Here is a 25093-nt window from a genome sequence, read left to right on the forward strand (position 1 = left end):
TATGAGCGCCGAACAGGAACGCCTGCTCGAACAGGCCACCCACTGGATCGTCCTGCTGCGTTCAGGCCAGGCCAGCGATGCGGAGCGCCAGGCTTTCCTGGCCTGGCGTGCCCGCGATCCGCGCCATGAAGAACTCTGCCTGCGCCTGGAACGCACCCTCGGCGTGTTCCAGGTGCCGATTGCCCAGGGTATCGATGGCGGTGTGCTGCAACGGGCGCTGGATGCGCCGTCGAGCCGGCGCAAGGTGTTGCAGCGGGCCTTGCTCGGTGCCGGCCTGATGATCGGCGGCGGCTGGAGCCTGACGCCGACTTTCGACTCGCTGAGTGCTGATTTTTCCACAGGCATCGGCCAGCGCCAGACCGTGCAGTTGGACGACGGCAGCGAACTGGTGCTCAACGCGCAAAGCGCCGTCGATGTGCAGTTCGACAGCCAGCGCCGCCTGCTGAAATGGCGGGATGGGGAAGGGCTGCTGCGGGTGGCCGCCGACCGCCGCCCCTTCATCCTGCAAACCAGTGGCGGCGAGGTGTATGGCCGCGATGCGCGGATTCTTCTGCGTGATCGCGACAGCCAGTGCCGGGTCGGCGCCATGCAGGCGCCGCTGCAGATCGTTACCCGTGGTGGCGACCGCCTGCAGTTGCAGCCCGGCCAGGAGGTCACCTTCGACCGCTTGCGTTTCGGCAGGGTTCAGGCCCTGCGCAGCGGCGACAGCGCCTGGGTCAATGGCCTGCTGGAGGTACGCGGCAGCCCGCTGAGCGAAGTGATCGAGGCCCTGCGCCCTTATCGCCATGGGGTGCTGCGCCTCGACCCGGCCATCGCCGATCTGCGGGTCAGCGGCCTGTACCGCCTCGACCAGAGCGATGTAGTCCTCGAAGCACTCAGCCGTACCTTGCCGATCCGCATCAATCGACGCAGCGATTACTGGGTCACGCTGACGGCGGCATAAGCCCATAACCAAACGATCTGCAAGATTTCCCCGGCCCGCGCCACACCCTTCCCGCAAGCGTTGCCGAGGGAGCAGCGCGGTTTGGATTCCGTGGGGGGAATCGTTGTGCGCAAGAATCAATACAACACGCAACGCAACAAGACATCCGTGGCCATCGCCTTCAGCCTGCTGCTGAGCGGTGCGGCCTTCGCCGACGAAGCGCGCCAGGCCTGGCATCTCGAATCCGGCCCGCTGGACGAGGTGCTGCTGAACATCAGCCGGCAGAGCGGCCAGGTGATTTCCTTCACGCCGGAGCTGGGGCGTTATTCCTCGGCGCGGGTCGACGGCAACCTGTCCGCGGCCCAGGCCATCGAGGCGGCGCTGCAGGGAACCGGGCTGGCCCTGGAAGTCAGCCCGACCGGCGCCTTCATCATCAAGGACAAGGCCGAATCGTCGTCGGCGACCGGCACTGCCAGTGCCAGCCGGATCGCCAACCGCGAAACCTCCGCCGCCAGCGTGCCGACCCTGGATCGCGTGGTCGCCCTCGGCACCCGCCGCAGCGACGCCACCGCCCTGACCAGCGCCGCGCCGGTAGATGTGATCAACAGCGAGGAACTGGTGCAGACCGGCGCCACCACGCTTAACCAGGCGCTGTTCCAACTGCTGCCGTCGTTCAACTTTCCGCAGAACCAGAGCGCCACCCGCGGGCAGAACCCCAAGGGCGCCTCGCTGCGCGGCCTGGCCCCGGACCAGACCCTGGTGCTGGTCAATGGCAAGCGCCGGCATGCCTCGGCGGTGGTGAACATTTCCGGCGGCGTGCCGTTCATTGGCGCACAGCCGGTCGACCTGGACATGATTCCGATCAGCGCCATCGACCATGTCGAGGTGCTGCGTGACGGCGCGTCTGCCCAGTACGGTTCCGACGCGGTGGCCGGGGTGGTCAACATCGTGCTCAAGGAGCGCGACAGCGGCGGCCAGCTCAATACCCAGCTGGGCAAGTACGCCCAGGGCGACGGCTTCAGCAAGAGCGCCGATGGCTGGTACGGCCTGGGCCTGCCGGGGGACGGCTTCCTCACCCTGAGCTTCAACGGGGTCAATACCAAGCCCACCGATATCGGCGACCAGTACCAGGCCGGCGGCACCTGGCAGGACCCGCGCTGGGGCGGTGCGTCTCGCGACAAGTACAACCTCGCTGCCAACGCCGAGGTCGGCCTGGATGACCAGTGGCGCCTTTACAGCTTCGCCACCTTCGGCCAGGACAAGTCGATCAACAACACGCCGCCGTTGCTGGCGTCCAACCCGAACAACGTCGCCGCGCTGTATCCCGGCGGCACCATTCCCAAGTATCGCTACCGCTACGAAGATGCCTCGTTCACCGTCGGCTCGCGCTTCGAAGACGAGGCCATCGGGCGCTTCGATTTCAGTGCCACCTATGGCCGCGACAAGCATGACGAGCTGGCCTTCGATACGGTCAACCCGAGTTATGGCGCCAACAGCCCGACCAAGTTCGATGTCGCGACCCTGGTCAACGAACAGACCAACCTTGGCATCGACTACGCCAGGGACCTGGCCGTGGCCTGGTCGGACAACCCGCTGACCGTCTCCGCCGGCATCGCCTATCGCCACGAGCAATACCGCCTCGAAGACGGCGACTACGACTCCTACTCCTATGGCGGCATCGATGGCGTGCAGGTGGGGGCGGTGCAGGCTTCCGGCCTGATGCCCGACGACGCCGGGACCTACAAGCGCGATGTTGGCGGGGTGTATTTCGGCCTGGAGAACCAGGTCACCGAGAAATTCCAGGTGGGCATCGCCGGGCGTACCGAGCACTACTCGGACTTCGGTTCGGCCACCACCGGCAAGCTCTCGGCGCGCTACGAGCTGACCCCGCAGGTGGGCCTGCGGGCCACGGTCAACAGCGCCTATCGCGCGCCGACCCTGGGCCAGATCGGCACCTCCTGGACCACCACCACCAACGTCGATGTCAACGGCAACCCGGTGTTGACGCGGATCCTTCCGGTCGATCACCCGGCGGCCCAGGCCCTGGGGGCCGAGGCGCTGAAGCCGGAGAAATCCACCAACTACTCCCTTGGCGTGGTATTCCGGCCGAGCGAGCAGGCGTCGCTGACCATCGACGCCTACCAGATCACCATCCGGGATCGCCTGCTCTACAGCGGCGGGATTTCCGGCCCGGACGCGGAGCGCATTCTCGCCGCCGCCGGTTACGGCCAGTACAGCTGGGCACAGTTCATGACCAATGCGGCCAATACCCGCACCCGGGGCGTCGATATCGTCGGCAAGTACAACCTGGATCTGCAGCGCTTCGGCAACCTGGCATTGTCGGCGGGCTATACCAAGGCGCGTACCACCATCGAATCGGTGAACGCCAACCCCTACGGTTTCGATGTGCTGACCCGCGAGGCGCGCGGCTTCCTCGAACACGGTTACCCGGAAGACAAGCTGGTGCTGGGCGCGGTGCACCGCTATGGGCCGTGGACTGTCAGCCTGGCCCAGACCCGTTATGGCGAGTACCGCAAATACGCGGCCTCGGCGGCCAACGCGCAGTACGACCAGACCTTCTCGGCGCAATGGAACACCGACCTGGACGTGAACTACGCGTTCAGCAAGCAACTGAAGCTGTCGGTGGGCGCCAACAACCTGTTCGACAGCAAGCCGGACGACTTCAACCTGCGCCTGCGCCAGACCCCGGGGCAGCAGTACAGCTACCTCGCGCCTTCGGCGCCCGAGGGGGCGTTCTATTACACCAAGCTCACCTACGACTTCTGATCTTCAGTGCCCTTCAGGGCCTCATCGCTGGCAAGCCAGCTCCCACAGTGTGGGAGCTGGCTTGCCAGCGATGAGGCCCTGAGGGACACAGCCGAACCCGAGGCATTAGCATGAAACTCCTGAAAACCCTGTTGGGCACCGCCCTCGTCACCCTCTCGTTGCTCACCCACGCCGCCGACAAACCCCAGCCCATCCACTTCGGCGACATCACCTGGGAAAGCGGCAGCTTCATCACCGAGGTCCTGCGCCTGCTGGTGGAAAAGGGCTACGGCTACACCACCGACACCCTGCCCGGCAGTACCGTCAGCCTCGAAGCGGGGCTGGCGAAAAACGATATCCAGGTGATCGGTGAAGAGTGGGCCGGCCGTAGCCCGGCCTGGGTCAAGGCCGAAGCCGAGGGCAAGGTATTCGGCCTCGGCGATACGGTGAAGGGCGCCACCGAAGGCTGGTGGGTGCCGGAATTCGTCGTCAAGGGCGATCCCGAACGCAATCTCCCGGCCCTGGCGCCGGACCTGAAATCGGTTGCCGATCTGCCGCGCTACGCCAAGCTGTTCCAGGATCCGGAAGCCCCGGACAAGGGTCGCTTCCTCAACAGCCCCACCGGCTGGACCTCGGAAATCGTCAATAGCCAGAAGCTCAAGGCCTATGGCCTGACCGACAGCTTCGTCAACTTCCGTACCGGCTCCGGTGCGGCGCTGGATGCCGAAGTGGCCTCGTCGATCCGCCGCGGCAAGCCGGTGTTGTTCTACTACTGGTCGCCGACCCCACTGTTGGGCCGCTACAAGCTGGTGAAGCTGGAAGAGCCGCCATTCGATGCCGAAGCCTGGAAAACCCTGGCCAACGCCAATCATCCCAATCCCCGGGGCAGCCGCTCGATGCCGGCACGCCTGGCGATTGGCGTGTCCGCACCTTTCCATGCCCAATATCCGGAGCTGGTGGACCTGTTCGGCAAGGTCGATCTGCCCATCGAGCTGCTCAACCAGACCCTCGCCCGCATGAGCGAAAAACGCCTGCAACCTCGCGCTGTTGCCGAGGATTTCCTGCGTGACCATCCACAGGTCTGGAGCGCCTGGGTGCCAGCCGACGTCGCCGCGAAAGTCAGCGGGAGCCTGTGATGAGCAGCGTGCATGAACCGATCTACATCGACTTTCTGAATGGTCTCGACGTCGCCGAACTGAACCTCGACAACGACGAAATCCTCGCCGCCGTCGAAGCCGGGCTGGCTTTGCAGGGGCAGGGCGAGGCGGTGATCGAGCCACGTACCCACCTGATTCCCGGTGCCGGGATCAATGGTCATTTCAATGTGCTGCGCGGCGTGCTCGGTGGTGGGATCGGCCGGGCCGGGGTCAAGGTGGTCGGTGATTTCGTCGACAACTATCGCCAGGGCCTGCCGTCGGAGCTGGCGATTCTCAACCTGCTGGACCCGGCCACCGGTGTGCCGAAGGCGATCCTCGATGCCTCGGCGATCACCGATATGCGCACCGGTGCACTGACCGCCATCGGAGCCCGGCACCTGGCCAGGCCCGGCAGCAAGGTGCTGGGGCACATCGGCGCGCGGGGCACGGCGTACTGGAATGTGCGCCTGCTGGATCACCTGTTCGATTTCGACGAGATCCGCGTGCATTCGCGTCGGGTCGAGAGCCGCGAAGCCTTCGCCGAGCGCCTGCGTCGTGACCTGGGCAAGCCGGTGGTGGTGACCGAGGACTGGGAGAGCACCGTGCGCGGCGCCGATATCGTGGTCGAAGCATCGCGGCTGGAACGGCCCGAGCCGTTGTTGCGCACCGAGTGGATCGAGCCGGGCGCCTTTGTCGTGCCCTACGGCACCATGAGCGCGGTGGAACTGTCGCTGACCGACATCATGGACAAGCTGGTGGTGGACGATTGGGGACAATGCAAGGGTGGGCAGTTCGGCTCGCTGCGTGCCCATGTCGAGGCAGGGCGGCTGAGCGCGCAGACCTTGCATGCCGAACTCGGGCAGATCGTCGCCGGGCTGAGGCCGGGGCGCGAGCATCCGGACGAGACCATCCTGTTCTGGCATCGCGGCTTGAGCCTGAGCGATATCGCCCTCGGCCATGCCTTGCTGGACAAGGCCCGGCACTTGGGGATTGGCCAGCGGTTGCGTTGGGCATGAGGCCCATCGAGCGTTTGCTGGCGGTGGTGGATGGCGAGGTGTCGGCGCGACTGGATGAAGGTATGCGAGGGCGCATCGACGCCGGGCATGCCTTGTTGCTGGAACTGATCGCAGCGGGTGCGCCCATCTATGGTGTGACTACCGGGCTGGGGGCTGCGGTGGATCACGCGCAGGGCGATGCCGGGTTCCAGCAGCGCATTGCTGCCGGCCGGGCGGTGGGTGTGGGGCGGCTGGCGTCGCGGCGGGAGGTACGGGCCATCATGGCGGCGCGGCTGGCCGGGCTGGCCCTGGGACGCTCGGGCATTTCTCTCGCCAGTGCCATGGCGCTTGGGGATTTTCTGGATCACGGCATTCACCCCGAGGTGCCGTTGCTCGGCTCGCTTGGGGCAAGTGACCTAGCGCCCCTGGCCCATGTGACCCTGGCTTTGCAGGGGCAGGGCTGGGTCGAGTATCACGGCGAGCGCTTGCCAGCGGCTGAAGCCTTGCAGCGGGCCGGGCTGGCGCCGTTGGTGCCACGGGACAAGGACGGCCTGGCGCTGGTCTCGGCGAATTCGGCAAGTATCGGGCTGGGGGCCTTGCTGGTCAGCGAGACGCAGCGGTTGCTGGACCGGCAGCGGGGTGTGCTGGCGTTGTCCTGCGAAGGTTATCGCGCTGGTGTGGCACCGTTTCAGGCGGCGCACTTGCGGCCCGCGCCGGGGCTGGTGGAGGAGTCGACAGCGTTGCTGGCCTTGCTCGAAGGCGGCGATCGGCAGGCGCGGCGATTGCAGGATCCGTTGAGCTTTCGCTGTTCCACGGTGGTGCTGGGGGCGGTACGTGATGCACTGGCGCGGGCCCGGGACATCGTCGTGATCGAGCTGCAGAGCGGGGCGGATAACCCGGCGCTGGTAGTGAAAAGCCGTGAGGTGCTGGTGACGGCGAACTTCGACAGTACCCATCTGGCGCTGGCATTCGAAGGTTTGGGGCTGGCCTTGAGCCGACTGGCGGTCGCCAGTGCCGAGCGAATGGCGAAGCTCTTGTCGCCTGGGTCCAGCGAGTTGCCGCACTCCTTGAGTCCGCGTCCGGGCAGTGTCGGGCTGGCGGCCCTGCAGCGCACGGCTGCGGCGCTGGTGGCGGAGATCGTGCACCTGGCCAATCCATTGCCGGCGCTCAGCGTGCCGGTGGCGGACCGGGTCGAGGATTACGCGGGGCAGGGGCTGGCGGTGGTGGAGAAGACCGCGCGGCTGGTGCAACGGGTGGAGTGGCTGGTCAGGATCGAGGCGGTGGTGGCGGCGCAGGCGGTGGATCTGCGGGCGGGGATCACGCTGGGTTCGGAGGCGTCCGCGATCTACCGGCAAATCAGGCAGGTGGTGGCGTTCGTGGAGGACGACAGGGCCATCGATGTGACCGGGGAATTCTGGGGCCGCTAGCGCGGCCCAATCGCTGGCAAGCCAGCTCCCACAGGTTTGATGTAGGGCTTCAGATCTGCGCGGACCCTGTGGGAGCTGGCTTTCCAGCGATGAGGCCCCAACGGCCACCGCCATGGCGCTCGGTCATCGCCGCCAGGATATCCACCGCGCTATGCCCCTGCTCGATGGCAATCCCGAACCTGATGCTGTCGATCAACCGCTCCAGCCGTTTCGGGCAATCTCGTTGCTCCCGGCTGATCAAGCGCTTGGCGACCACGCGCCCGTGTTCATTGGACAGGGTCAGCATGATGCTGCCGTCCAGGCGTTCGATGCTGAGGTTGACCCGGTACTCGTCCGAGAAGGCATCGCTGATCTGCTGAAAGGGATTGTGCATGGTGCTCACCTGACAAGGACATGCATCGATTGACTAAGCGCTCGATGGGTAGTTCCACAGGGTTGCAAGGCCCGGGCCGAGTGGTCATGTCAGTTCACAGATCTTTCGGTGCCCACCATCCCTGTGGGAGCTGGCTTGCCAGCGATAAGGCCCGAAAGATCGCCATCAATGCCCGGTAGCCCCCACCAGCACCGGGCACCCCACCTGATCGATCACCTTCCCGCTCACCGACGGATCCAGCAACCGCCCCAGCCGCGACAGGTGCCGGTGGCCCATGACGATCAACTCTACACCCAGCTCTCGCGCCGTACCAACGATCGCCTCCACCGGCTCGCCGGTCACCAGGCTGCCGGTGCAATCGCCGAACCCGGCCGTGCGCAGCGCCTTGACCGCCTCGCCGACCGCCCGCTCGGCCAATTGCTGTTCGTCGCAGGCCGCCGGGTATTCCTCCAGCTCGCCCCGGGTGTAGGGCGCAGGATGATCATGCACCGCGAAGGTGCTGTCGATCGCCAACAGCACATGCAGACGGTGCAGTTCAGGGCGGCAGTAGCGGCGCGCCAGGTCAAGCAGGGTGCTGCAGGCGGGAGAGGCATCAATGGCGATCAGTACCGGACTGGACATGCGGATTCCTTGGAAAGGAGCAGGAAACGGCATTCTCCGCCCATCGCCGCGCCCCGATAAATGGCCTGCCATGCACTGGAATGTTGCGTCCGGCGCAATCCAGCCAGCTGTTAAGATCGCATTTTCATCACTCGACAAACGGAAGCCGGCATGCAACTCCCGGACATGAACCTGCTGGTCGCCCTCGACGCCTTGCTCGACGAGGGCAGCGTGGTTGGCGCCGCCCAGCGCATGAACCTGAGCCCGGCGGCCATGAGCCGGACCCTGGGGCGTATTCGCGAAGCCCTGGGTGATCCGATCCTGGTCCGTGCCGGTCGCGGCTTGGTGCCGACGCCGCGGGCCCTGGCCCTGCAGGAGCAGGTGCGGGGGCTGGTGGAGCAGGCCGGGCAGGTCTTTCGCGGTGGCGACGAGGTGGACCTGCTCAACCTCGAGCGTGCCTTCAACATCCGCACCAACGATCTGTTCATCGCCTTGTATGGCGCGCAACTGCTGCGCGCCATGCACGAACAGGCACCGCGCACCGTGCTGCGCTTCGTTCCGGAAAGCGGCGGCGACGACGACGCAGTGCTGCGTGACGGACGCACCGACCTGCTCATCAGTTCAAGCATCGAGCTTGGGCCGGAGATCAAGGTGCAGAGCCTGTTCAATACCATCTACGTTGGCCTGGCGCGACGTGACCACCCGATCTTCGACAAGGAGATCACGCCTGAAACCTTCGCCGCCTATCCGCAGATCAGCGTGTCGCGCCGTGGCCGGGCCAACGGGCCTATCGATGTCGAACTGGCCAACTACAAGGTGCAGCGGCGAGTGGCGCTGATTACCCCGAGCTTCCACTCGGCGATGTTCTCCTTGCCGGCTTCGGACCTGATCCTGCCGATGCCGGCCAACATCCTCAACAGCGTGCACCGGCTCGGCTTGCCGCTGCGCTCCTTCGAGATTCCACTGCCGATGGAGCGGGTAACGGTGATGCAGGCCTGGCATCCACGCTTCCATAACGACCCCGCCCACCGCTGGCTGCGCCAGACCTTGAAGGCCTGTTGCGCAGTGGATCCGTGAGGCACGGATTGCGTCTGGCGCAACTGTAAGCTGTCGAGAAGTCAGTTTTCGTCAGCATTCGAGGTTTCTAGACTTTCTCCAGTCAATTTGTTGCTGGAGATTTCAATTGTCGTCCTTATCCACCCCTCTTGCCGCGCCTGTCGTTGCTGCTCAAACGACGGCCCCGGCGCAGCCGGCCTTCGGCCTGCAGGTGGTGGTCGGGCTGTTCGGCGTGTTGCTGGCGGTGCTGTGCGCCGGGCTCAACGAGATGGTGACCAAGATCTCCCTCGCGGACATTCGTGGTGCCATGGGCATCGGTGCCGACGAGGGCGCCTGGCTGGTCGCGGCCTATGCCGCTGCGTCCGTCTCGGCCATGGCCTTCTCACCGTGGCTGGCCACCACCTTTTCCCTGCGTCGCTTCACCTTGTCCGCCATCGCCCTGTTTGCCGTGCTCGGGCTGCTGCAGCCTTACGCCCCGGACCTGTACAGCCTGATGCTGCTGCGCATCCTCCAGGGGCTGGCCAGCGGTGCCCTGCCGCCGATGCTGATGAGCGTGGCCCTGCGCTTCCTGCCGCCGGGGATCAAGGTCTATGGCCTGGCCTGCTATGCCCTCACTGCCACCTTCGGCCCCAACCTGGGTACGCCCCTGGCCGGACTGTGGACCGAATATGTTGGCTGGCAGTGGTCGTTCTGGCAGATCATCGTGCCGTCGTTGCTAGCGATGTTCTGCGTCGGCTGGGGCCTGCCCCAGGACCCGCTGCGCCTGGAGCGTTTCCGGCAACTGGACTGGCGCGGCGTGCTACTGGGCCTGCCGGCGATCAGTTCGCTGGTGCTCGGCCTGAGCCTTGGCGACCGCTGGGGCTGGTTCGATTCGCCGCTGATCTGCTGGCTGCTCGGCGGCGGCCTGGTGCTGCTGGTGCTGTTCATGTTCAACGAATGGTCCGAGCCGCTGCCGTTCTTCCAGTTGCGCATGCTGGGCCGGCGCAACCTCAGCTTCGCCCTGGTGACCCTGGCCGGGGTGCTGATCGTGCTCTCCGCGGCGATCAGCATTCCCTCGGCTTACCTGGCCCAGGTCCAGGGTTATCGCCCGGCCCAGACCAGCCCGCTGATGCTGCTGGTGGCCATGCCGCAACTGATCTCGCTGCCGCTGGTGGCGGCGCTGTGCAATATCCGCGCAGTGGATTGCCGCTGGGTCCTGGCGTGCGGCCTGGGGCTGCTGGCCCTGGCCTGCCTCGGTGGCACCCAGCTGACGTCGGCGTGGATCCGCGACAACTTCTATGTCCTGCAACTGCTCCACGTGTTCGGCCAGCCGATGGCCGTGCTGCCGCTGCTGATGCTCTCCACCAATGGCATGAGCCCGCAGGAAGGGCCGTTCGCCTCGGCCTGGTTCAACACGGTGAAGGGCCTGGCGGCAGTGGTCGCCGGTGGCCTGCTGGATGCCCTCGGCACCCTGCGCCGGCATTTCCACTCCACCCACCTCAGCGACAGCCTGGGCAACGCGCCCTTGCTCGACGACAGCGCCGCCGGCCTTGCCGGGCGCATCCATGAACAGGCCCTGGTACTGACCTCGGCCGACCTGTACCTGGTCATGGCCTGCATCGCCGTGGCCCTGATCTGCCTGATTCCTTTCGTGCCTACACGGGTCTACCCACCGCGCGCGGTGGCCTGAGCCCGGATGAATTCGAGATTTGCCGACATGACCCCTACCCGCAAGAACATCCTTATCGGCTCGGTGCTCGCCATCGCCGTCCTCGCTGCTCTCGGCGGCCCGCACCTGCTGGGCAGCGACCAGCGGCAGAGCACCAACGATGCCTATGTCAGTGCCGACTACACCGTGGTCGCGCCCAAGGTGGCCGGTTTCATCAAGCAGGTGCTGGTCGAAGACAACCAGCAGGTCCAGGCCGGGCAACTGCTGGCGACCCTCGACGACCGCGATTACCAGGCTGCCCTCGATGCAGCCCAGGCGCAGTTGCTGGTGGCCCAGGCGCAGAGCGCCGATGCTCGTGCCACGCTCGTGCGCCAGGCTTCGCTGATCGCCCAGGCCGAAGCGGCGGTCAAGGCGGCGCAGGCGGAAGCGGCCTTTGCCGATCATGAAACCACCCGCTACAGCCGCCTGGCCGAGCAGGGCGCCGGTACCGTGCAGAATGCCCAGCAGGCGCGCAGCCGCGTGGACCAGGCCCGTGCACGGCTGGCCAACGCCCAGGCCGCCTTGCTGGCGACCCGCAAGCAGGTGGACATCCTCGAAGCCCAGGTAGCCAGCGCCGACGGCCAGCTCAAGCGGGCCGAAGCGGGTGTGGAAAAGGCCAACCTGGACCTGTCCTACACCCGCATCGTCGCCCCGGTGGACGGCATGGTCGGCGAGCGGGCGCTGCGCGTCGGTGCCTACGTCAACCCAGGAGCGCGCCTGCTCTCGGTGGTGCCGCTGGACCGCGCCTATGTCGTCGGCAACTTCCAGGAAACCCAACTGACCCATGTCCAGCCCGGCCAGCCGGTGAGCATCAGTGTCGATACCTTTGCCGGCGAAACCCTGCGCGGCCATGTGCAAAGCATCGCACCGGCCACCGGGGTGACCTTCGCCGCGGTCAAGCCTGATAACGCCACGGGCAATTTCACCAAGGTGGTCCAGCGCATTCCGGTGAAGATCGTCTTCGATGCCGACCAGCCGCTGCTAGAGCGCCTGCGGGTCGGCATGTCGGTCGAGGCGGTGATCGACACCCGGGGCGATACCCTGGATGGCAAGGAGGTCAGCGCACGATGAGCCAGCTGTTTCGCTTGACCCCGATCGTGCTCGGCATGCTGCTCGCCGGCTGCACCCTGGGCCCGGACTTCCAGCGCCCGGATAGCCAGGCGCCACAGCAGTGGACGCCCTTGCAAGGCGAGGCGGCGGCCAGCCGGCCGACGGCCGAGCCGCTGGACCTGCGCTGGTGGGAGAATTTTCACGATGCCCGTCTCAGTGCGCTGATCGAGAAGGTCGTGGCCAACAACCTCGACCTGCGCATGGCCAGCGCGCGCCTGCTGCAAAGCCGTGCCTTGCGCAGCAGCATCGCCGCCGATGAAACGCCATCGCTGGGCTTCAGCGGCGGCTACAGCCGGGCGCGCAATAGTGCCGAAGGGCTGAACGATCCGTCCGGGAATTCAGGCAAGGCCGCCTACAACCTTTGGCAGGGCGATCTGGTCGCCGGCTGGGAGCTGGACCTGTGGGGCCGGGTACGGCGTCAGGTCGAGGCGGCCGATGCTGGCGTGGAGGTGGCCGAGAACGACCGTCGCGGCGTGTTGCTGGCGTTGCTGGCGGAGACTGCGGGCGACTACATCCAGCTGCGCGCGGTGCAGCACACCCTGGCGGTGACGCGCGACAACCTGAAGGTCGCGCAACACAGCCTCAAGCTGTCCAATGACCGTCAGGTCCAAGGGGTCGCTACCCGTCTCGATGTGGCCCAGGCCAGTGCCCAGGTGGCCTCCATCGAGGCGCGCCTGCCGACGCTTGAAGCGCGCCAGGCCGACCTGATCAACGCCATCGGCCTGCTCGCCGCCGAACCCCCGCGCACCCTGCAAGGCGAGCTGCTGGAAAACGCCGAATTGCCCGCGCCGCAGCAGCGCTTCGCGATCGGCGTGCCGTCGCAACTGGCCGAGCGCCGGCCGGATATCCGCCAGGCCGAGGCCCGCCTGCATGCCGCCACGGCCAGCATCGGCGTGGCCAAGGCGGACTTCTACCCAAGTATTCGCTTGTCCGGGAATTTCGGTTTCCAGGCCATGCAACTGAGTGATTTCGGCGCCTGGGACTCACGGCGCTTCGCCATCGGTCCGCAGATTTCCCTGCCGCTCTTCGAAGGCGGGCGCCTGAGCGGTGTGCTCGAACTGCGCGAGGCACAGCAGCAGGAAGCGGCGCTGAACTACCGCAAGGTGGTGCTCGGCGCCTGGCATGAAATCGACGATGTGCTACGCCTTTACAACGCCAGTCAGTTGCGTCGCGACCATCTCGCCGAGGCGGTCAGGCAGAACCGCATCGCGCTGGACACGGCACAGCGGCAGTACGTCGAAGGCGCGGTGGATTTCCTCAATGTGCTGACCGTGCAAGGGGCATTGCTCGCCAGCGAGGAGCAATGGATCGACAGCTCGGCGGCGGTGTCGCAGGCGCTGGTGGGGTTGTACAAGGCGCTGGGTGGCGGCTGGCAGGCGTTCGATCTGGCTGAAACACCACAAATGGCCCAGTACCACTAAACCCTGTGGGAGCGGGTTCACCCGCGATTGCTATCGTGGATTCACCTCCGCAATCGCGGGTGAACCCGCTCCCACCCAATCTCCGTCGTTCTTTCGATTGATCTAACACCAGGAGGCCCACATGCAAACCTGTGGGAGCTGGCTTGCCAGCGATGAGGCCAGGATGAACAACACATCCATAAACTGTTGCATATCAGCTGGGAACTGCACCGACTTCCGACTTTCTTGCAGGTAATTTCCCAAGCATACTCCCGGACCCTGACTGGTGGTTGCGTCATCTGGAAACCGTACCTAGTCTTCGCGGGTCGTTGCGGTAATGACGACCGGTTTTGACAGACCGTTTTCCAGACGCCAGTGCTTATGGCAGCTGTGCGTGTGGGCGTCTTCGGGCGCGCCGGGCACCTGGACCGGTCTGTCAACCCACGTACAGCTGCCACCATCCGTTTGACAGCAGGTAGTGGCAGCTCCGTTTGTTTCCAGGAGCTAAACCATGAAGAAAATCGTTCCCGATCCACCCCCAACGCTCTGTGTCGGTCCAGGTCTCTCCCATGAGGAAGCCATCACCCGGGCTGCGGAACATCTCAACAGAGCGATACTTCGCGCTGCCTATCTTCCCGACCCTCCCGAAGCACACCACCGTGAAATGCTCAGCGACGCCTTGCTGAACATGCGGATCTCCAAGGCATTGCTGGCCATCGCCCAATCGCCATCGTCGGTAACCATCGCGGTGTGAAGAAAGGCCGCAGAGTGATCTGCGGCCCTTTCCGGGGTGTTGTTGATGAGCGCCTCACAAAGCCCGATTCAACCCAAACTTCTTCTTCAGTACCCCCTGCAACAACCGCGAAGGCAACAGGTTCGCCAGCAGCGGCAACGCCCGGCTGCCATTGCCCAGCCTGACCAGCCCCGGCACCGGCGTCTTGCGCACCGCCGCCAGTACACCGGCAGCGAACTCGCTTGCCGGTGTCGGCCGGTCCTGCGAGGCACGCGCCCGTGCCCGAATATTCTCGCGCAATGGCCACCAGGCCGATTCCGGTGTCAGCACCTGCTCTGCCTCATGCCCGGCATTGCTGGCGAAACTCGACTGGATCGCCCCCGGTTGCACTTCCATCACCCGGACGCCGAATGGCGCCAGTTCCAGGCGCAGGGCATCGCTCAGGGCATGTACCGCGGCCTTCGATGCGCAGTAGGCGCCGGCGAAGGGCGTTACCAGTACCCCGGAGACGCTGCCGATATTCACCACCAACCCGCGCGCGCGACGCAGCGCCGGGAACAGCGCGCGGGTCACCCCGACCACGGCGAAGACATTGGTCTCGAACTGCCGCTGCATCGCTTCGACCCCGCCATCCAGCAACGGGCCCATGGCGCCATAGCCGGCGTTGTTGATCAGCAGGTCAAGGCCGCCATGCTCGGTGTCGATGGCTTCGGCCAGATGTTGCAGCGCGCGGGCATCATTGACATCCAGCGGACAGGCGCGGAAACCGGCGGCGGCGAGTTTTTCCACATCCCCGGCCTTGCGCGCGGTGGCCCAGACCGTATAGCCGGCATCGCGGAACGTGTCGGCGAGGGCGCGGCCGATGCCGCTGGAGCAACCGGTGATCAGGGCGACAGGCATGGTGGGCGGTCCTTCGTGTCTAGGGAGAAGAGCCCGATCATACCGGTTCATCCGCGTCATGCACCTCAATACAGAAAGCGCAGGGCCCTCTTGATCGCCATCATGCTCACCGCGTTGATCACGCTGGGCCGGCAACCCCGGCTTGGCAGGAGAATCTGTGCCGGCAGCCTTTCGATACCAATGTCGTCAAGCAGGAGACTTAGCGTCCGGTCCTGCTCCGGGGAGCCGTAGTCGTCGAGATCGAACTGATAGAAGACGAATTGCGGATAGATCGGCGTATCGCGGCGAACCTCTTCCAGGAGGTCGCAACTGAGGCGGTCGCTGGCCGAGCCGACCAGGATCATGCCGGGGGCGTCGCGTTCATCGGTTTCCAGCAAGCGCGCCAAGGCATCGACTCCATTCAAAGGGCGGACGTCCATGGGCTTTCTCCTTCATGGTGAGCCTTCACCAGCTAATTGAAGACCCGACGCGCGCATCGCGAAACTGACAAAAATGCTAGTTGGCAAAGCTGCCTTGCAGGTGTTCGGCGCGGAATTCGAGGGTTTGCGGGCGATAGCCGGAGCGCAGCGGCGGCAATGGCAGGCAGTCGCTCCAGTCGGCGCCGGCCTGAAGTTCGCCGGGGCCGCGGTAACGCGGCGCGGCGTAGGTGTTTTCGGCAAGATTGACGCTGTCGCCGGGCGCATAGGCGGCGACGCGCCAGCGCAACTCGGTGAGTGGCACATCATTGCCATTGTTCATGCGGACCCGCAGCGGGCGTCCGGCGGGGCATTCCTGCGGCAGGTAGTCCAGGCGCAGTTCCAGGCGCGCCAACTGGCGAGCCTCGCGGGTGTCCAGCCACGCCACCCAGCCGCCTACCATCACCAGCCCGAGCAGCGCTGCCAGCGACACCGGCAGTGCCTTGGCCGGGTAACGCAGCAACAGGACCAGCCAGGTCAGAACAAGGAGGATGCCGATGAGCATGGTCGAAGCCTCGGGAAAGACGATTCCCCGATCCTAGCGACAAGGGCTCGACCTGTCATTTCTGCCAGCTGTGGCGGTGCGGGTTTGCGGTTATGTTGCAGCGATCGAAGACCAGCGCAAGGATTCCCGGCATGTCCCTCGCTGTCCATGCATTGACGCCTGTCCTGGCCGTTCGCGATGCCCGCGGCCTGGGGCTGCGCGAGGTGAATTACTGTCGTCGTGCGCCCGCCGATCCGTTGCAGCCGCGCATTCAAGGCAGCCAGTACGATGCCGCTGGACGCCTGCGGGCGTCCAGCGACCCACGCCTGTGGGCGCTGCAGGAACAGGACGCCGCGACGCCAGCCAACCTGGGCCAGGTGCATTCCTTGTCTGGCCGGGTGGTATGGCGTGAGAGCGTGGACTCGGGAAGTGTTTGCAGCCTATTCGGCGAAGCGGGACAGGTGGTGCGGGCCGAGGATGGCAAGGGCATTTGCCGTGAGTTCGACTACGACGCGATGCTGCGGCCCACTGCGCTGCATGAGCAGGCCAGCGGTCAACCGCGAGCCTGTCGCGAGCGCCTTGGCTATGCCGATGCCGCCCCTGAGCACGCTGCGCAAAATGCCTGCGGGCGCCTGCTGCGCCACGACGACACGGCGGGAACCCGGGAATTGCGGGGTTACGCCCTGAATGGTGAGGTCCGCAGCGAGGTCCGCCGTTTCAGCCGTGATGTGCAATCGCCGGACTGGCCGCTGCCGATTGCGGAGCGGGAGCTGCTGCTGGAGCCTGATACCGCAGCGGTTCTCTACTGTCACGGCCCGCTCGGCGAGGTGCTGGAACAGACGGATGCCAGCGACAATCGCCAGTCGCTCGGCCTGACCCTGTGCGGTGAGCTGCGCGAAGTGCGGGTGCAGCTCAAGGATGGCCGCCAGCACGTGCTGCTGGCGGCTGCCCGCTACAACGCCTTCGGCCAGCTGGAAGAGGAAATCCTGGGCAATGGCGTGCGCCTGCAACGTCTTTATCGCGAGGAAGATGGCCGCCTGTCGCAGCTTGCAGCCCGGCGCAGAAACGGCGATCTGCTGCAGGAGCTGCACTACGAATACGATCCGGCAGGCAATGTGCTGTCCATCGAAGACCGGGCCATGCCGGTGCGCCATTTCGCCAATCAGCAGGTCGAACCTCGTTGCGAGTACGGCTACGACAGCCTTTACCAACTGATCGAGGCGAAAGGCTGGGAAGCCGGCGCGGCCAGCAAGGGACCAGGTTCGCTGCTAGACCCCGGAGCGGTGAGCAATTACCGGCAAAGCTATGAATACGACGCCGGGGGCAACCTCCTGCACCTGGTGCATGCCGGCGCCCAGGCCCACGGTCGCACGCTGGTTGCGGCAAGACACTCCAATCGCTGCCTGCCGGCCAATGAAGACTTCGAGAAAGGCTTCGATGCCAACGGCAATCTGTTGAGCCTGCAACCGGGGCAGGCGTTGCTCTGGAACACGCGTAACGAACTGCGCGAAGTCCGGCCGGTGATCCGCGCAGGCGGCTCCGACGATTGGGAGCGGTATCTTTACGACGGTGCCGGCCGGCGCGTACGCAAGCTCGGCAGCGCGCAAGCCGCGAAGCGCACCCACAGCCGCGAGGTGCGGTATCTCCCGGGGTTGGAGCGGCATGACAACGGTAGCGAGCGTCTTGAGGTCATCACGGTCCAGGCCGGGACCTGCGGTGTGCGCATTCTCCACTGGCTGCAAGGGCGGCCTGCCGGCGTGGCGCAGGATCAGGTGCGTCATGCGCTTGGCGATCATCTCGGCTCCGTCTGCCTGGAACTGGATGGCGAGGCCGCGCTGCTCGGTCGTGAAGTCTTTCATCCCTTCGGCAGCACCGCCTGGTGGGCGGGGCGCAACGAGGTGGAGGCGGGCTACAAGACGGTACGGTATTCGGGCAAGGAGCGGGATGCGAGTGGGCTGTACTACTACGGTGCTCGCTATTACCGGGCCGATTGGCAGCGTTGGTTGAATCCGGATCCTGCGGGAGAGATGGATGGCCTGAATTTGTTCCGCATGGTGGGAAATGCGCCGATCAATCGCCGTGACTTCGATGGTTTGCTGGGGCATGACTCCATCGACCATGCCGAAACCATCCTAAGCACTGATGGCAATCGCCTTGTCGCCGATGGCTTCGACAAGTTCGAGCCTGAGTGGCAAAACAAGGTTCGCGAGGCCGTGCAGTGGGTTCAGCAGTGGACGACTGCTGCTAGAAAGGCATTGCAAGGAGAACTTGATCAACAATATCTGGAAGCTGCAATTGCCGCCTCGTTTGGTCCCGACCTGCTCAAACTGCCGGAGTCGCTGGATACCGTGAAAAAAGATCTTGGCGCCAGGTTGCAGAGCGCCGAAGACTTTCTTCAAGGTGCAATAAGCGACAGCGGAGGGCGCCTGCTTGTCGCAGAGTACGCAAACGAGCAACTGCAGGCTTTAACGCTGAAGTTTGGCCAGTGGGGGGCGCGAATTGCCCTTTCCGCTTCCGTAATACAGGGCAGCAAGCTCAATCTGGCGGCCACGCTGCTGCATGAAGCACTGCACGCAGCGGGCACGCAAACGGGGCGGGGTTGGGATCAGGATGATGTGCTGGATCACTGGTACGTGCTTCCGACACTGGTCGATGCTGAAGTTGGTCCAGGGCTCGAAGCCATGTTGCACAGTAGGGCGATCAGTACGGTGCAGGAAGGGCCGGACGAGCAAAAGATGAGCCCCTTCAACAGGCCGTTGTATATCGGCCTGATGGATAGGTTGACGAAGCAGTATCGGCGTCCGCCGGCCGCGTCGGCGGATGAGCGAGCACGGTATTTCAGGAATTATCCGCGCATGCGCCAGGCCGTCATTCTTCGTAATGCGGACTCCATCACTGCTTTCGCAATGACGTTCGATCGTTTCCGCACGGGTTGAAAATCCCGTCAGCCGGTATTGGCTGACGGGATCGGTTGGCGTGCAGGCTACTGCGCGATGGTCTTGATCGAAACCCCACGCTCCACCGGCGTCGAACGCCCGTAGATATCCTCGAAGCGTTCGATATCGTCCTCGCCCAGGTAGCTGCCGGATTGCACCTCGATGATCTCCAGCGGGATCTTGCCCGGATTGCGCAGGCGGTGGACGGAGGCGATGGGGATGTAGGTGGACTGGTTTTCGGTGAGCAGGAAGACGTTTTCGTCACAGGTCACTTCGGCGGTGCCGGACACCACGATCCAGTGCTCGGCACGGTGGTGGTGCATCTGCAGCGAGAGGCTGGCGCCGGGCTTGACCGTGATGTGCTTGACCTGGAAACGCCCGCCCATGTCCACCGAGTCGTAGGAACCCCACGGCCGGTAGACCTCGCAGTGGGTCTGGGTTTCGCTGCGGCCCTGGGCATCCAGGGTGTTGACCAGTTGCTTGACCCCCTGAACCTTGTCCTTGTGGGCGATCATCATGGCGTCCTTGGTTTCGACGACCACGATGTTCTCCAGGCCGATCACCGAGACCAGCTTGCCGTTGCCGTGGATCATGCAGTTGTGGCTGTCCTGCACCACCACATCGCCCTTGGTGACGTTGCCGTTGTCGTCCTTGGGGTGCACGTCCCACAGCGACGACCAGCAGCCGACATCGCTCCAGCCGGCGGTCAGCGGCACCACGCAGGCGCGCTGGGTCTTTTCCATCACCGCGTAGTCGATGGAGTTGTCCGGGCAGCAGGCGAAGGTGGCTTCGTCGATGCTCAGGCTGTCGCCGTCTTCCTGGCTGCGCTCGAGGGTCAGCAGGCAGGTGTCGTAGATGTCCGGATCGTGCTTTTTCAGCTCTTCGAGGAAGCGGCTGGCGCGGAACAGGAACATGCCGCTGTTCCAGAAGTAGCCGCCGCTCTGGACGAATTCGCGGGCGCGCTTTTCATCGGGTTTCTCGACGAACTGGGCGACCCGGCTGATGCCCTCGGGCAGCAGCGCGTCCTGGCTGGAACGGATGTAGCCGTAGCCGGTTTCCGGCTTGGTCGCAGGGATGCCGAACAGCACCATCTCGCCACGCTCCGCGGCCACGGTGGCCAGGGCCAGGGCGCGTTGCAGGGCTTTCTGGTCATCGATCACATGGTCGGCCGGCAGCACCAGCATCAGTTCGTCACGGCCTTCATTGACCAGCTTCATGGCGCTCAGGGCCACCGCTGGCGCGGTGTTGCGGCCGAAGGGCTCCATGAGGATGGCCTGGGTCTGCAGGTTCAGGCTTTGCAGTTGTTCGTTGACGATGAAACGGTGGTCCTTGTTGCACACCACGATGGGTGCGTCCATGCCTTCGAAGACCAGGCGCGAGAGGGTTTGCTGGAACAGCGTGTGCTCACCGGTCAGGGCGAGGAACTGCTTGGGGAACTGCTTGCGCGACAGGGGCCACAGGCGCGAACCGTTACCGCCGGACAGGATGACTGGAATCATGGTTTTGCTCTCCGAATCTAAAAGTTGGGCAGTGGATTAGCGGGTCGCTACCGGGCGCTTGACCCAGACCGGGGACAGGTTGCTGCCCGAGCCGGTGACGTAGAGCACGGCGGCTTCACCGCGCTCGAGGGCGACCGGTTTCAGGTCGCTGACTTTCTTGTCGCCTTCGTACAGGGCCAGGTTGACCTTGACCGGGTTGATCTCGCGCTCGCCACGGCTGGCGGCGGCCACCGGCTTGACCACTTCGGTCTTGCCGTCGGCGGTCTTCAGGGTCAGGGCCTGGTCACTGAGGTTCTGCACCCGCACCAGGGATTTCTGCTTGTTGCGGAATGGCGGTTCTTCAACCAGCTGCGGCTTGCCGTTGGCGTGGTTGACCAGGGTGTAGTAGTGGTCGGCCGCCAGCTTCACCGGCAGGGTGGCGTTACCCACCTTGGCGCTGTAGTCGCCTTGCGGCATGAAGCTGAAGTCGCTGCTGGCCTGGGCCCCCACCTGGTTGATCGGGGTGTTGCCGACGCTGGCGGCGACCGGCTGGCTGGAGGCGTTGTACAAACGCACGAAGGTCGAGCCCTTCGGCGCGCTCGGGCCGTAGAGTGCGGCGTCGCCGCCGGCCCAGGCTTGCAGCGAGGCGAGGGTGAGGCCGGCAGCGAGGGCGCAGGCTTTGGCGATACGGTGCTTGGACGTGTGCAAGGTCATGTGCATTTCCTCTTAGTGTTCGGTCCGGTTGGACGTCAGGGCCAGCTCTTGATTGGCGTTGCGGGTTTTCTTCAGTTGCGCGATCCATTGCGGGTCGAAGCCGCTGAGGTCGTTCTTGATTGGCAGATAACGCTCGGGGAACTCCCAGACCACGAGTTGCGGCGGGCTGTTCTTGAATTCATCGCTTTGCAGGTACTTGAGCATCGGCAGGATCGGCCCGTGGCCGTCCTCGGCGTAGTTCGCCACGTCGCTGCGCAGGGCCTGCTGCAGGGCGCCGACGAAGTTCCAGTTGGGGTTGGCGCTGTAGCTGGTACCGACCAGTGCCACGGGGATCTGCTTGTCGGCGAACAGCGCATCGTCACCGCCGTCGTCGGCGGCACGGGTGCTGCGCTTTTGCAACTGGTCCGGCTTGGGCAGCAGCTCGGTGAACAGCGGGTCCAGCGGCAGGAAGTTGGTCAGGTCGCCCTTGTACGGCGTCTGTTCCTGGTTCTCGGTGATGAAAGTCTGCGGCTGGCCGTTGAGCAGGGTCTGCCGGGCCACGGCCTCGGCCAGTTGCTGGGCGGCGACTTCCGCGCCCATGGGCGTCCAGTGGCTGTCGGTGCGCAGGAACACCTGGCCGCGGGCCTTGGCCGCTTCCAGCGGACCGAACAGGTCGGGGGCGAAGATGTTGGCCTGGCGCGCCTGGGCGTGGAACGCGTTGTACAGGTCATGGTGGACGCTGGCCGGGGTCTTTTCGCCGAGGTACTCGGGATAGACCCGGGCCTTGGCCGGGATGATCGCCAGTACCAGTTCCACGCCGTGCTGATGCAGGGTGTCGCGCACGCCACGCAGCAGGGCCAGGTTCTCGTTGCGGCTCAGTTCACCGTCGGCTGCCGGCTTGAACTCCTCGTCGCTGAACAGCCACTGGTCGCGGCCCAGCACCACGCCGGGGCGGCCTTCGTTGAACAGCTTGAAGTCCAGCGCCGCCCACAGGTTGGTGCCGATGCGCTTGAGCGGGAACTGCTCGTCGTAGTGGGTTTCGGCGGCCTTGGCCAGCTTGCCGTCGAGCAGGCTCATCTGCGCCGTGCGCTGGAAGCCGGCGAGCCCGCCGAGGGACCACAGCCCCAGGGCGGTGAGCAGGGCGAGGAACAGCAGCGAGTAAAGGATGCGAAGTGATCGGGTCATGGTCGGCTCGCTCAGAACTGGAAGTAGAGGAAGGGCGAGTAGCTCTGCGCCGAGAGCTTGAGGATCGACGCGACGAACAGCAGCAGAACCAGCACGCGGGTGGCGTACAGGCTCCAGTCGAGGCCGACGCTGCCGTCGTGGTGCACCACCACCGGGCTGGCTTTCGCGGTCGGCCTGGCATTGCGGTAGAAGTCGCGCAGGCCGAACCAGGCCAGGGTGAGGTAGGCCAGGACCAGGGTCGCCACCTGCAGGCCGGTGAGGCTGGCGCGGTTAAGCTCCGACAGGTTCCAGTCGCCCAGGCTGAACATCGCGGCGTACATGCGGCCGGCGACGTGCAGGTTCTCGGCGCGGAAGATCACCCAGCCGATTACTACCAGCAGGAAGGTGAAGGCCCATTTGACCGGGTTGAAGCGCTGCGGGTTGGTGTCGATGCCCAGGGCCCGCTCGATCGCCAGCCACATGCCGTGCCAGGCGCCCCAGATGATGTAGGTGAAGTTGGCACCGTGCCACAGGCCGCCCAGGAGCATGGTCAGGAACAGGTTGCGGTAGGTGGCGAAGGTGCCGCCGCGGTTGCCGCCCAGGGTGATGTACAGGTAGTCGCGCAGCCAGGTGGACAGGCTGATGTGCCAGCGCCGCCAGAACTCGGTGATCGACTGGCTGATGTACGGCTGCTTGAAGTTCTCCATGAAGCGGAAGCCCATCATCAGGCCCAGGCCGATGGCCATGTCGCTGTAGCCGGAGAAGTCGAAGTACAGCTGCGCGGTATAGGCCAGGGCGCCGAGCCAGGCGTCGCCGGTGCTGGGGTTTTCCAGGGCGAAGCAATGGTCGGCGACCACCGCCAGGGTGTCGGCGATGAATACCTTCTTGATGAAGCCCTGCATGAAGCGGGTGCAGCCCTCGGCGAACTTGTCGACGGTGTGGGTGCGGTGGTTGAACTGGTCGGCGAGGTCCTTGAAGCGCAGCACGGGGCCGGCGATCAGGTGCGGGAAGATCGCGACGAAGGCGGCGAAGTCGATCAGGTTGCGGGTTGCCGGGGTGTCGCCGCGGTATACGTCGATGATGTAGCTGATGGACTCGAAGATGTAGAACGAGATACCGATCGGCAGCAGTACGTGGGTCAGGATGAACGGCTCGAGGCCGAACGAGGCCATGATCGCGTTGATGCTCTCGACACCGAAGTTGGCGTACTTGAAATAGCCGAGGATGCACAGGTCCACGGCCACGCCGAGCAGCAACCAGCGCTGGGCCGGTTTGGTCCGTACGCCGGCGGCGCCGACTTTCAGGCCGATCCAGTAGTTCCACAGGGTGACCCCGGCGAACAGGGCCAGGAAGTCCACCCGCCACCAGGCGTAGAACAGGTAGCTGGCCAGCAGCAGTAGCAGGTTGCGATAGCGTTGCCCGCTCAGGTAGTACAGGCCGAGGAAGATCGGCAGGAACAGGAACAGGAACACATTGGACGAGAAGACCATCCCGGTTCTCCTTGGTGGTCAGCTACGGGGCAACAGCGCCCCCCAAACCCCCCAGTCAGAAACCGGGGGAAACCGATGTTTCAATGTCACCGCCGATCCCCTGTGGGAGCGGGTTCACCCGCGATTGCAGTGGTGGGCTCACCGACGTCATCGCGGATGAACCCGCTCCCACAGGGGACGCATAACGGCTGCTATTTGCGCTCTGCCGCCGGGTCGTAGACCCGGGTTACATCCCCGCCGAGGCGGAAGCTGTTGAACGGTTGCATGCCATGCCGGCGCTGCTGCACATCGGCATTGCACTGATAGAGGCTGCACCAGGGTTCGAGCCAGGCGTACTTGCTGTCGACCTTGAGGTCGTCCATATCCTGTTTCTCACCGTTCTTGCTCCTGAACGCCGAAGGATCCTTCGACCCACCCAGCACCCGCTCGCCCAGCCGTTTCAGCGCCTGGTGGTTTTCATCCTTCAGGTCCACGCCGTTGACCTGGGCGAAGCTGGCGATCATCGCCAGTGGCGGCAGGGCATAGTTGTGGTAGGCCAGGGCACGCTGCCTGCGCTTGAGCTCGTTGGGCAGGAAGCCCTGGTCATCCACCTGGTTGGCGGCGACGCGGTACTCCTTCACCGACCAGTCGAACAGGTCGCGGCGGTCGGTGGCCACGGCGGTGGCCATCACCGACCAGGCCGCCCAGTAGCTGTGGTTGTTGATCTTCGCCAACGGCAGGTCGCTCCAGTCGCTGACCACCTGGTCGGCGACGCGGCCGAACCATTTCTCGATCTCTTCGGCCTGGGCCTGGTGCGCCGCCAGCGGCTTGGCGTTGGAAAACTTCAGGCGCAGCCACGAGCCGCTGAGGCTGCCCAGCGCCCATTTGCGCATGGACTTGCCGGTGTGGTTGAAGTCCTTCGACAGCAAGGCGTCGGCGCGGGCCCAGGTGTCCAGCCAGGTCAGGGCGCAGTCGAGCTGCGCCGGGCGGCCGTCGCGCATGTACTGGGTGACCAGCTTGGCCACGCCGCGCTCCAGGGTGGTGATGTCCTTGGTCGAGTCGCGGAAGGCTTTCTCCGACACCGCGTTCAGGGTCGAGCGCGCCGAGTCCGAGCCCTCGTACTTGCTGCGGAATTGCAGGCTGCCGGTGTAGGGCGTGGGCACCGCTTCGCACTGGAAGTTGCCGTCGCCGGTCTTCTGTTTCTCGATGCCGGCGTAGTAGCCCTGGGGCGGTACCAGCCCGGCGAATGCCTGGCTGGAGGCCGCGAGCAATACCGCGCTGGCGATCATGCTGAGTCTGTTCATGGGGT

General features: G+C 65.0%; 21 protein-coding genes. 11 read left to right on the forward strand and 10 right to left on the reverse strand.

All coding sequences use genetic code 11. From position 1 onward, the window contains the following. Nucleotide 1 precedes the first annotated feature (1 nt). From ACPFMA_RS04930 to ACPFMA_RS04950, 5 genes are all read left to right on the forward strand, one after another. A complete protein-coding gene (locus ACPFMA_RS04930; RefSeq protein WP_425929779.1) occupies nucleotides 2-943 on the forward strand; it encodes a DUF4880 domain-containing protein in 942 nt (313 codons plus the stop codon). Between the two features lie 105 nt (nucleotides 944-1048). Beyond that, nucleotides 1049-3709, forward strand: coding sequence for a TonB-dependent receptor domain-containing protein (locus tag ACPFMA_RS04935; RefSeq protein ID WP_425929780.1), 2661 nt, complete (start codon nucleotides 1049-1051; stop codon nucleotides 3707-3709). A 110-nt stretch (nucleotides 3710-3819) separates the two neighbouring features. Further along, nucleotides 3820-4824 carry an ABC transporter substrate-binding protein gene (locus tag ACPFMA_RS04940; protein ID WP_064302403.1) on the forward strand — a complete coding sequence of 335 codons (1005 nt, stop codon included), beginning with the start codon at nucleotides 3820-3822 and terminating at the stop codon, nucleotides 4822-4824. Further along, a complete protein-coding gene (locus ACPFMA_RS04945) occupies nucleotides 4824-5840 on the forward strand; it encodes an ornithine cyclodeaminase family protein (protein ID WP_064302404.1) in 1017 nt (338 codons plus the stop codon). The genes ACPFMA_RS04940 and ACPFMA_RS04945 overlap by 1 nt, the downstream gene beginning before the upstream one ends. After that, on the forward strand, nucleotides 5837-7246 hold the full coding sequence (locus ACPFMA_RS04950; protein ID WP_064302405.1) for an HAL/PAL/TAL family ammonia-lyase: 1410 nt from the start codon (nucleotides 5837-5839) through the stop codon (nucleotides 7244-7246). Before ACPFMA_RS04945 ends, ACPFMA_RS04950 begins: the two co-directional genes overlap by 4 nt. 49 nt (nucleotides 7247-7295) lie before the next feature. On the opposite strand, the gene ACPFMA_RS04955 is transcribed toward ACPFMA_RS04950, so the two are convergent. Both ACPFMA_RS04955 and ACPFMA_RS04960 read right to left on the reverse strand, forming a co-directional pair. Next, nucleotides 7296-7619 (reverse strand): DUF3509 domain-containing protein, encoded by a 324-nt coding sequence (locus tag ACPFMA_RS04955; RefSeq protein WP_064302406.1) that lies wholly within the window; start codon nucleotides 7617-7619, stop codon nucleotides 7296-7298. A 165-nt stretch (nucleotides 7620-7784) separates the two neighbouring features. Continuing rightward, nucleotides 7785-8240 (reverse strand): universal stress protein, encoded by a 456-nt coding sequence (locus ACPFMA_RS04960; RefSeq protein WP_420058574.1) that lies wholly within the window; start codon nucleotides 8238-8240, stop codon nucleotides 7785-7787. A 150-nt stretch (nucleotides 8241-8390) separates the two neighbouring features. On the opposite strand from ACPFMA_RS04960, the gene ACPFMA_RS04965 reads away from it, so the two are divergent. From ACPFMA_RS04965 to ACPFMA_RS04985, 5 genes are all read left to right on the forward strand, one after another. After that, the gene (locus tag ACPFMA_RS04965; protein WP_064302408.1) at nucleotides 8391-9296 is read left to right on the forward strand and encodes a LysR family transcriptional regulator; all 906 of its coding nucleotides are present in this window, start codon (nucleotides 8391-8393) and stop codon (nucleotides 9294-9296) included. 106 nt (nucleotides 9297-9402) lie between these two features. After that, a complete protein-coding gene (locus tag ACPFMA_RS04970; RefSeq protein ID WP_425929781.1) occupies nucleotides 9403-10944 on the forward strand; it encodes an MFS transporter in 1542 nt (513 codons plus the stop codon). A gap of 27 nt (nucleotides 10945-10971) precedes the next feature. Continuing rightward, nucleotides 10972-12033: an HlyD family secretion protein gene (locus ACPFMA_RS04975; RefSeq protein ID WP_425929782.1), complete on the forward strand. Its 1062-nt coding sequence runs from the start codon at nucleotides 10972-10974 to the stop codon at nucleotides 12031-12033. Then, the gene (locus ACPFMA_RS04980) at nucleotides 12030-13493 is read left to right on the forward strand and encodes an efflux transporter outer membrane subunit (protein ID WP_425929783.1); all 1464 of its coding nucleotides are present in this window, start codon (nucleotides 12030-12032) and stop codon (nucleotides 13491-13493) included. Before ACPFMA_RS04975 ends, ACPFMA_RS04980 begins: the two co-directional genes overlap by 4 nt. A gap of 490 nt (nucleotides 13494-13983) precedes the next feature. After that, the gene (locus ACPFMA_RS04985; RefSeq protein WP_081263132.1) at nucleotides 13984-14226 is read left to right on the forward strand and encodes a hypothetical protein; all 243 of its coding nucleotides are present in this window, start codon (nucleotides 13984-13986) and stop codon (nucleotides 14224-14226) included. Between the two features lie 54 nt (nucleotides 14227-14280). Here the strand turns inward: ACPFMA_RS04985 and ACPFMA_RS04990 are convergent, their stop codons facing one another. From ACPFMA_RS04990 to ACPFMA_RS05000, 3 genes are all read right to left on the reverse strand, one after another. Beyond that, nucleotides 14281-15105 (reverse strand): SDR family oxidoreductase, encoded by an 825-nt coding sequence (locus tag ACPFMA_RS04990; RefSeq protein ID WP_425929784.1) that lies wholly within the window; start codon nucleotides 15103-15105, stop codon nucleotides 14281-14283. A 65-nt stretch (nucleotides 15106-15170) separates the two neighbouring features. Next, the gene (locus ACPFMA_RS04995) at nucleotides 15171-15524 is read right to left on the reverse strand and encodes a hypothetical protein (protein ID WP_425929785.1); all 354 of its coding nucleotides are present in this window, start codon (nucleotides 15522-15524) and stop codon (nucleotides 15171-15173) included. Nucleotides 15525-15600: 76 nt separating this feature from the next. Then, nucleotides 15601-16065, reverse strand: coding sequence for a multidrug transporter (locus ACPFMA_RS05000; RefSeq protein ID WP_425929786.1), 465 nt, complete (start codon nucleotides 16063-16065; stop codon nucleotides 15601-15603). Between the two features lie 131 nt (nucleotides 16066-16196). On the opposite strand from ACPFMA_RS05000, the gene ACPFMA_RS05005 reads away from it, so the two are divergent. Continuing rightward, the gene (locus ACPFMA_RS05005) at nucleotides 16197-18980 is read left to right on the forward strand and encodes an RHS repeat domain-containing protein (RefSeq protein WP_425929787.1); all 2784 of its coding nucleotides are present in this window, start codon (nucleotides 16197-16199) and stop codon (nucleotides 18978-18980) included. 47 nt (nucleotides 18981-19027) lie between these two features. On the opposite strand, the gene ACPFMA_RS05010 is transcribed toward ACPFMA_RS05005, so the two are convergent. The 5 genes from ACPFMA_RS05010 to ACPFMA_RS05030 all read right to left on the reverse strand — a co-directional run bounded on the left by ACPFMA_RS05010 (nucleotide 19028) and on the right by ACPFMA_RS05030 (nucleotide 25088). After that, the gene (locus tag ACPFMA_RS05010; protein ID WP_064302415.1) at nucleotides 19028-20479 is read right to left on the reverse strand and encodes a mannose-1-phosphate guanylyltransferase/mannose-6-phosphate isomerase; all 1452 of its coding nucleotides are present in this window, start codon (nucleotides 20477-20479) and stop codon (nucleotides 19028-19030) included. Between the two features lie 36 nt (nucleotides 20480-20515). Then, nucleotides 20516-21172 (reverse strand): alginate O-acetyltransferase AlgF, encoded by a 657-nt coding sequence (locus ACPFMA_RS05015; protein ID WP_009395042.1) that lies wholly within the window; start codon nucleotides 21170-21172, stop codon nucleotides 20516-20518. A 12-nt stretch (nucleotides 21173-21184) separates the two neighbouring features. Further along, on the reverse strand, nucleotides 21185-22336 hold the full coding sequence (locus ACPFMA_RS05020; protein ID WP_425929788.1) for an alginate O-acetyltransferase: 1152 nt from the start codon (nucleotides 22334-22336) through the stop codon (nucleotides 21185-21187). A gap of 11 nt (nucleotides 22337-22347) precedes the next feature. Beyond that, nucleotides 22348-23805, reverse strand: coding sequence for an MBOAT family O-acyltransferase (locus tag ACPFMA_RS05025; RefSeq protein WP_064302417.1), 1458 nt, complete (start codon nucleotides 23803-23805; stop codon nucleotides 22348-22350). Between the two features lie 191 nt (nucleotides 23806-23996). Beyond that, nucleotides 23997-25088 (reverse strand): mannuronate-specific alginate lyase, encoded by a 1092-nt coding sequence (locus tag ACPFMA_RS05030; protein WP_420058580.1) that lies wholly within the window; start codon nucleotides 25086-25088, stop codon nucleotides 23997-23999. Nucleotides 25089-25093 lie beyond the last annotated feature (5 nt).

The organism is Pseudomonas sp. NyZ201, from assembly GCF_049860765.1.
Classification (GTDB): domain Bacteria; phylum Pseudomonadota; class Gammaproteobacteria; order Pseudomonadales; family Pseudomonadaceae; genus Aquipseudomonas; species Aquipseudomonas bharatica.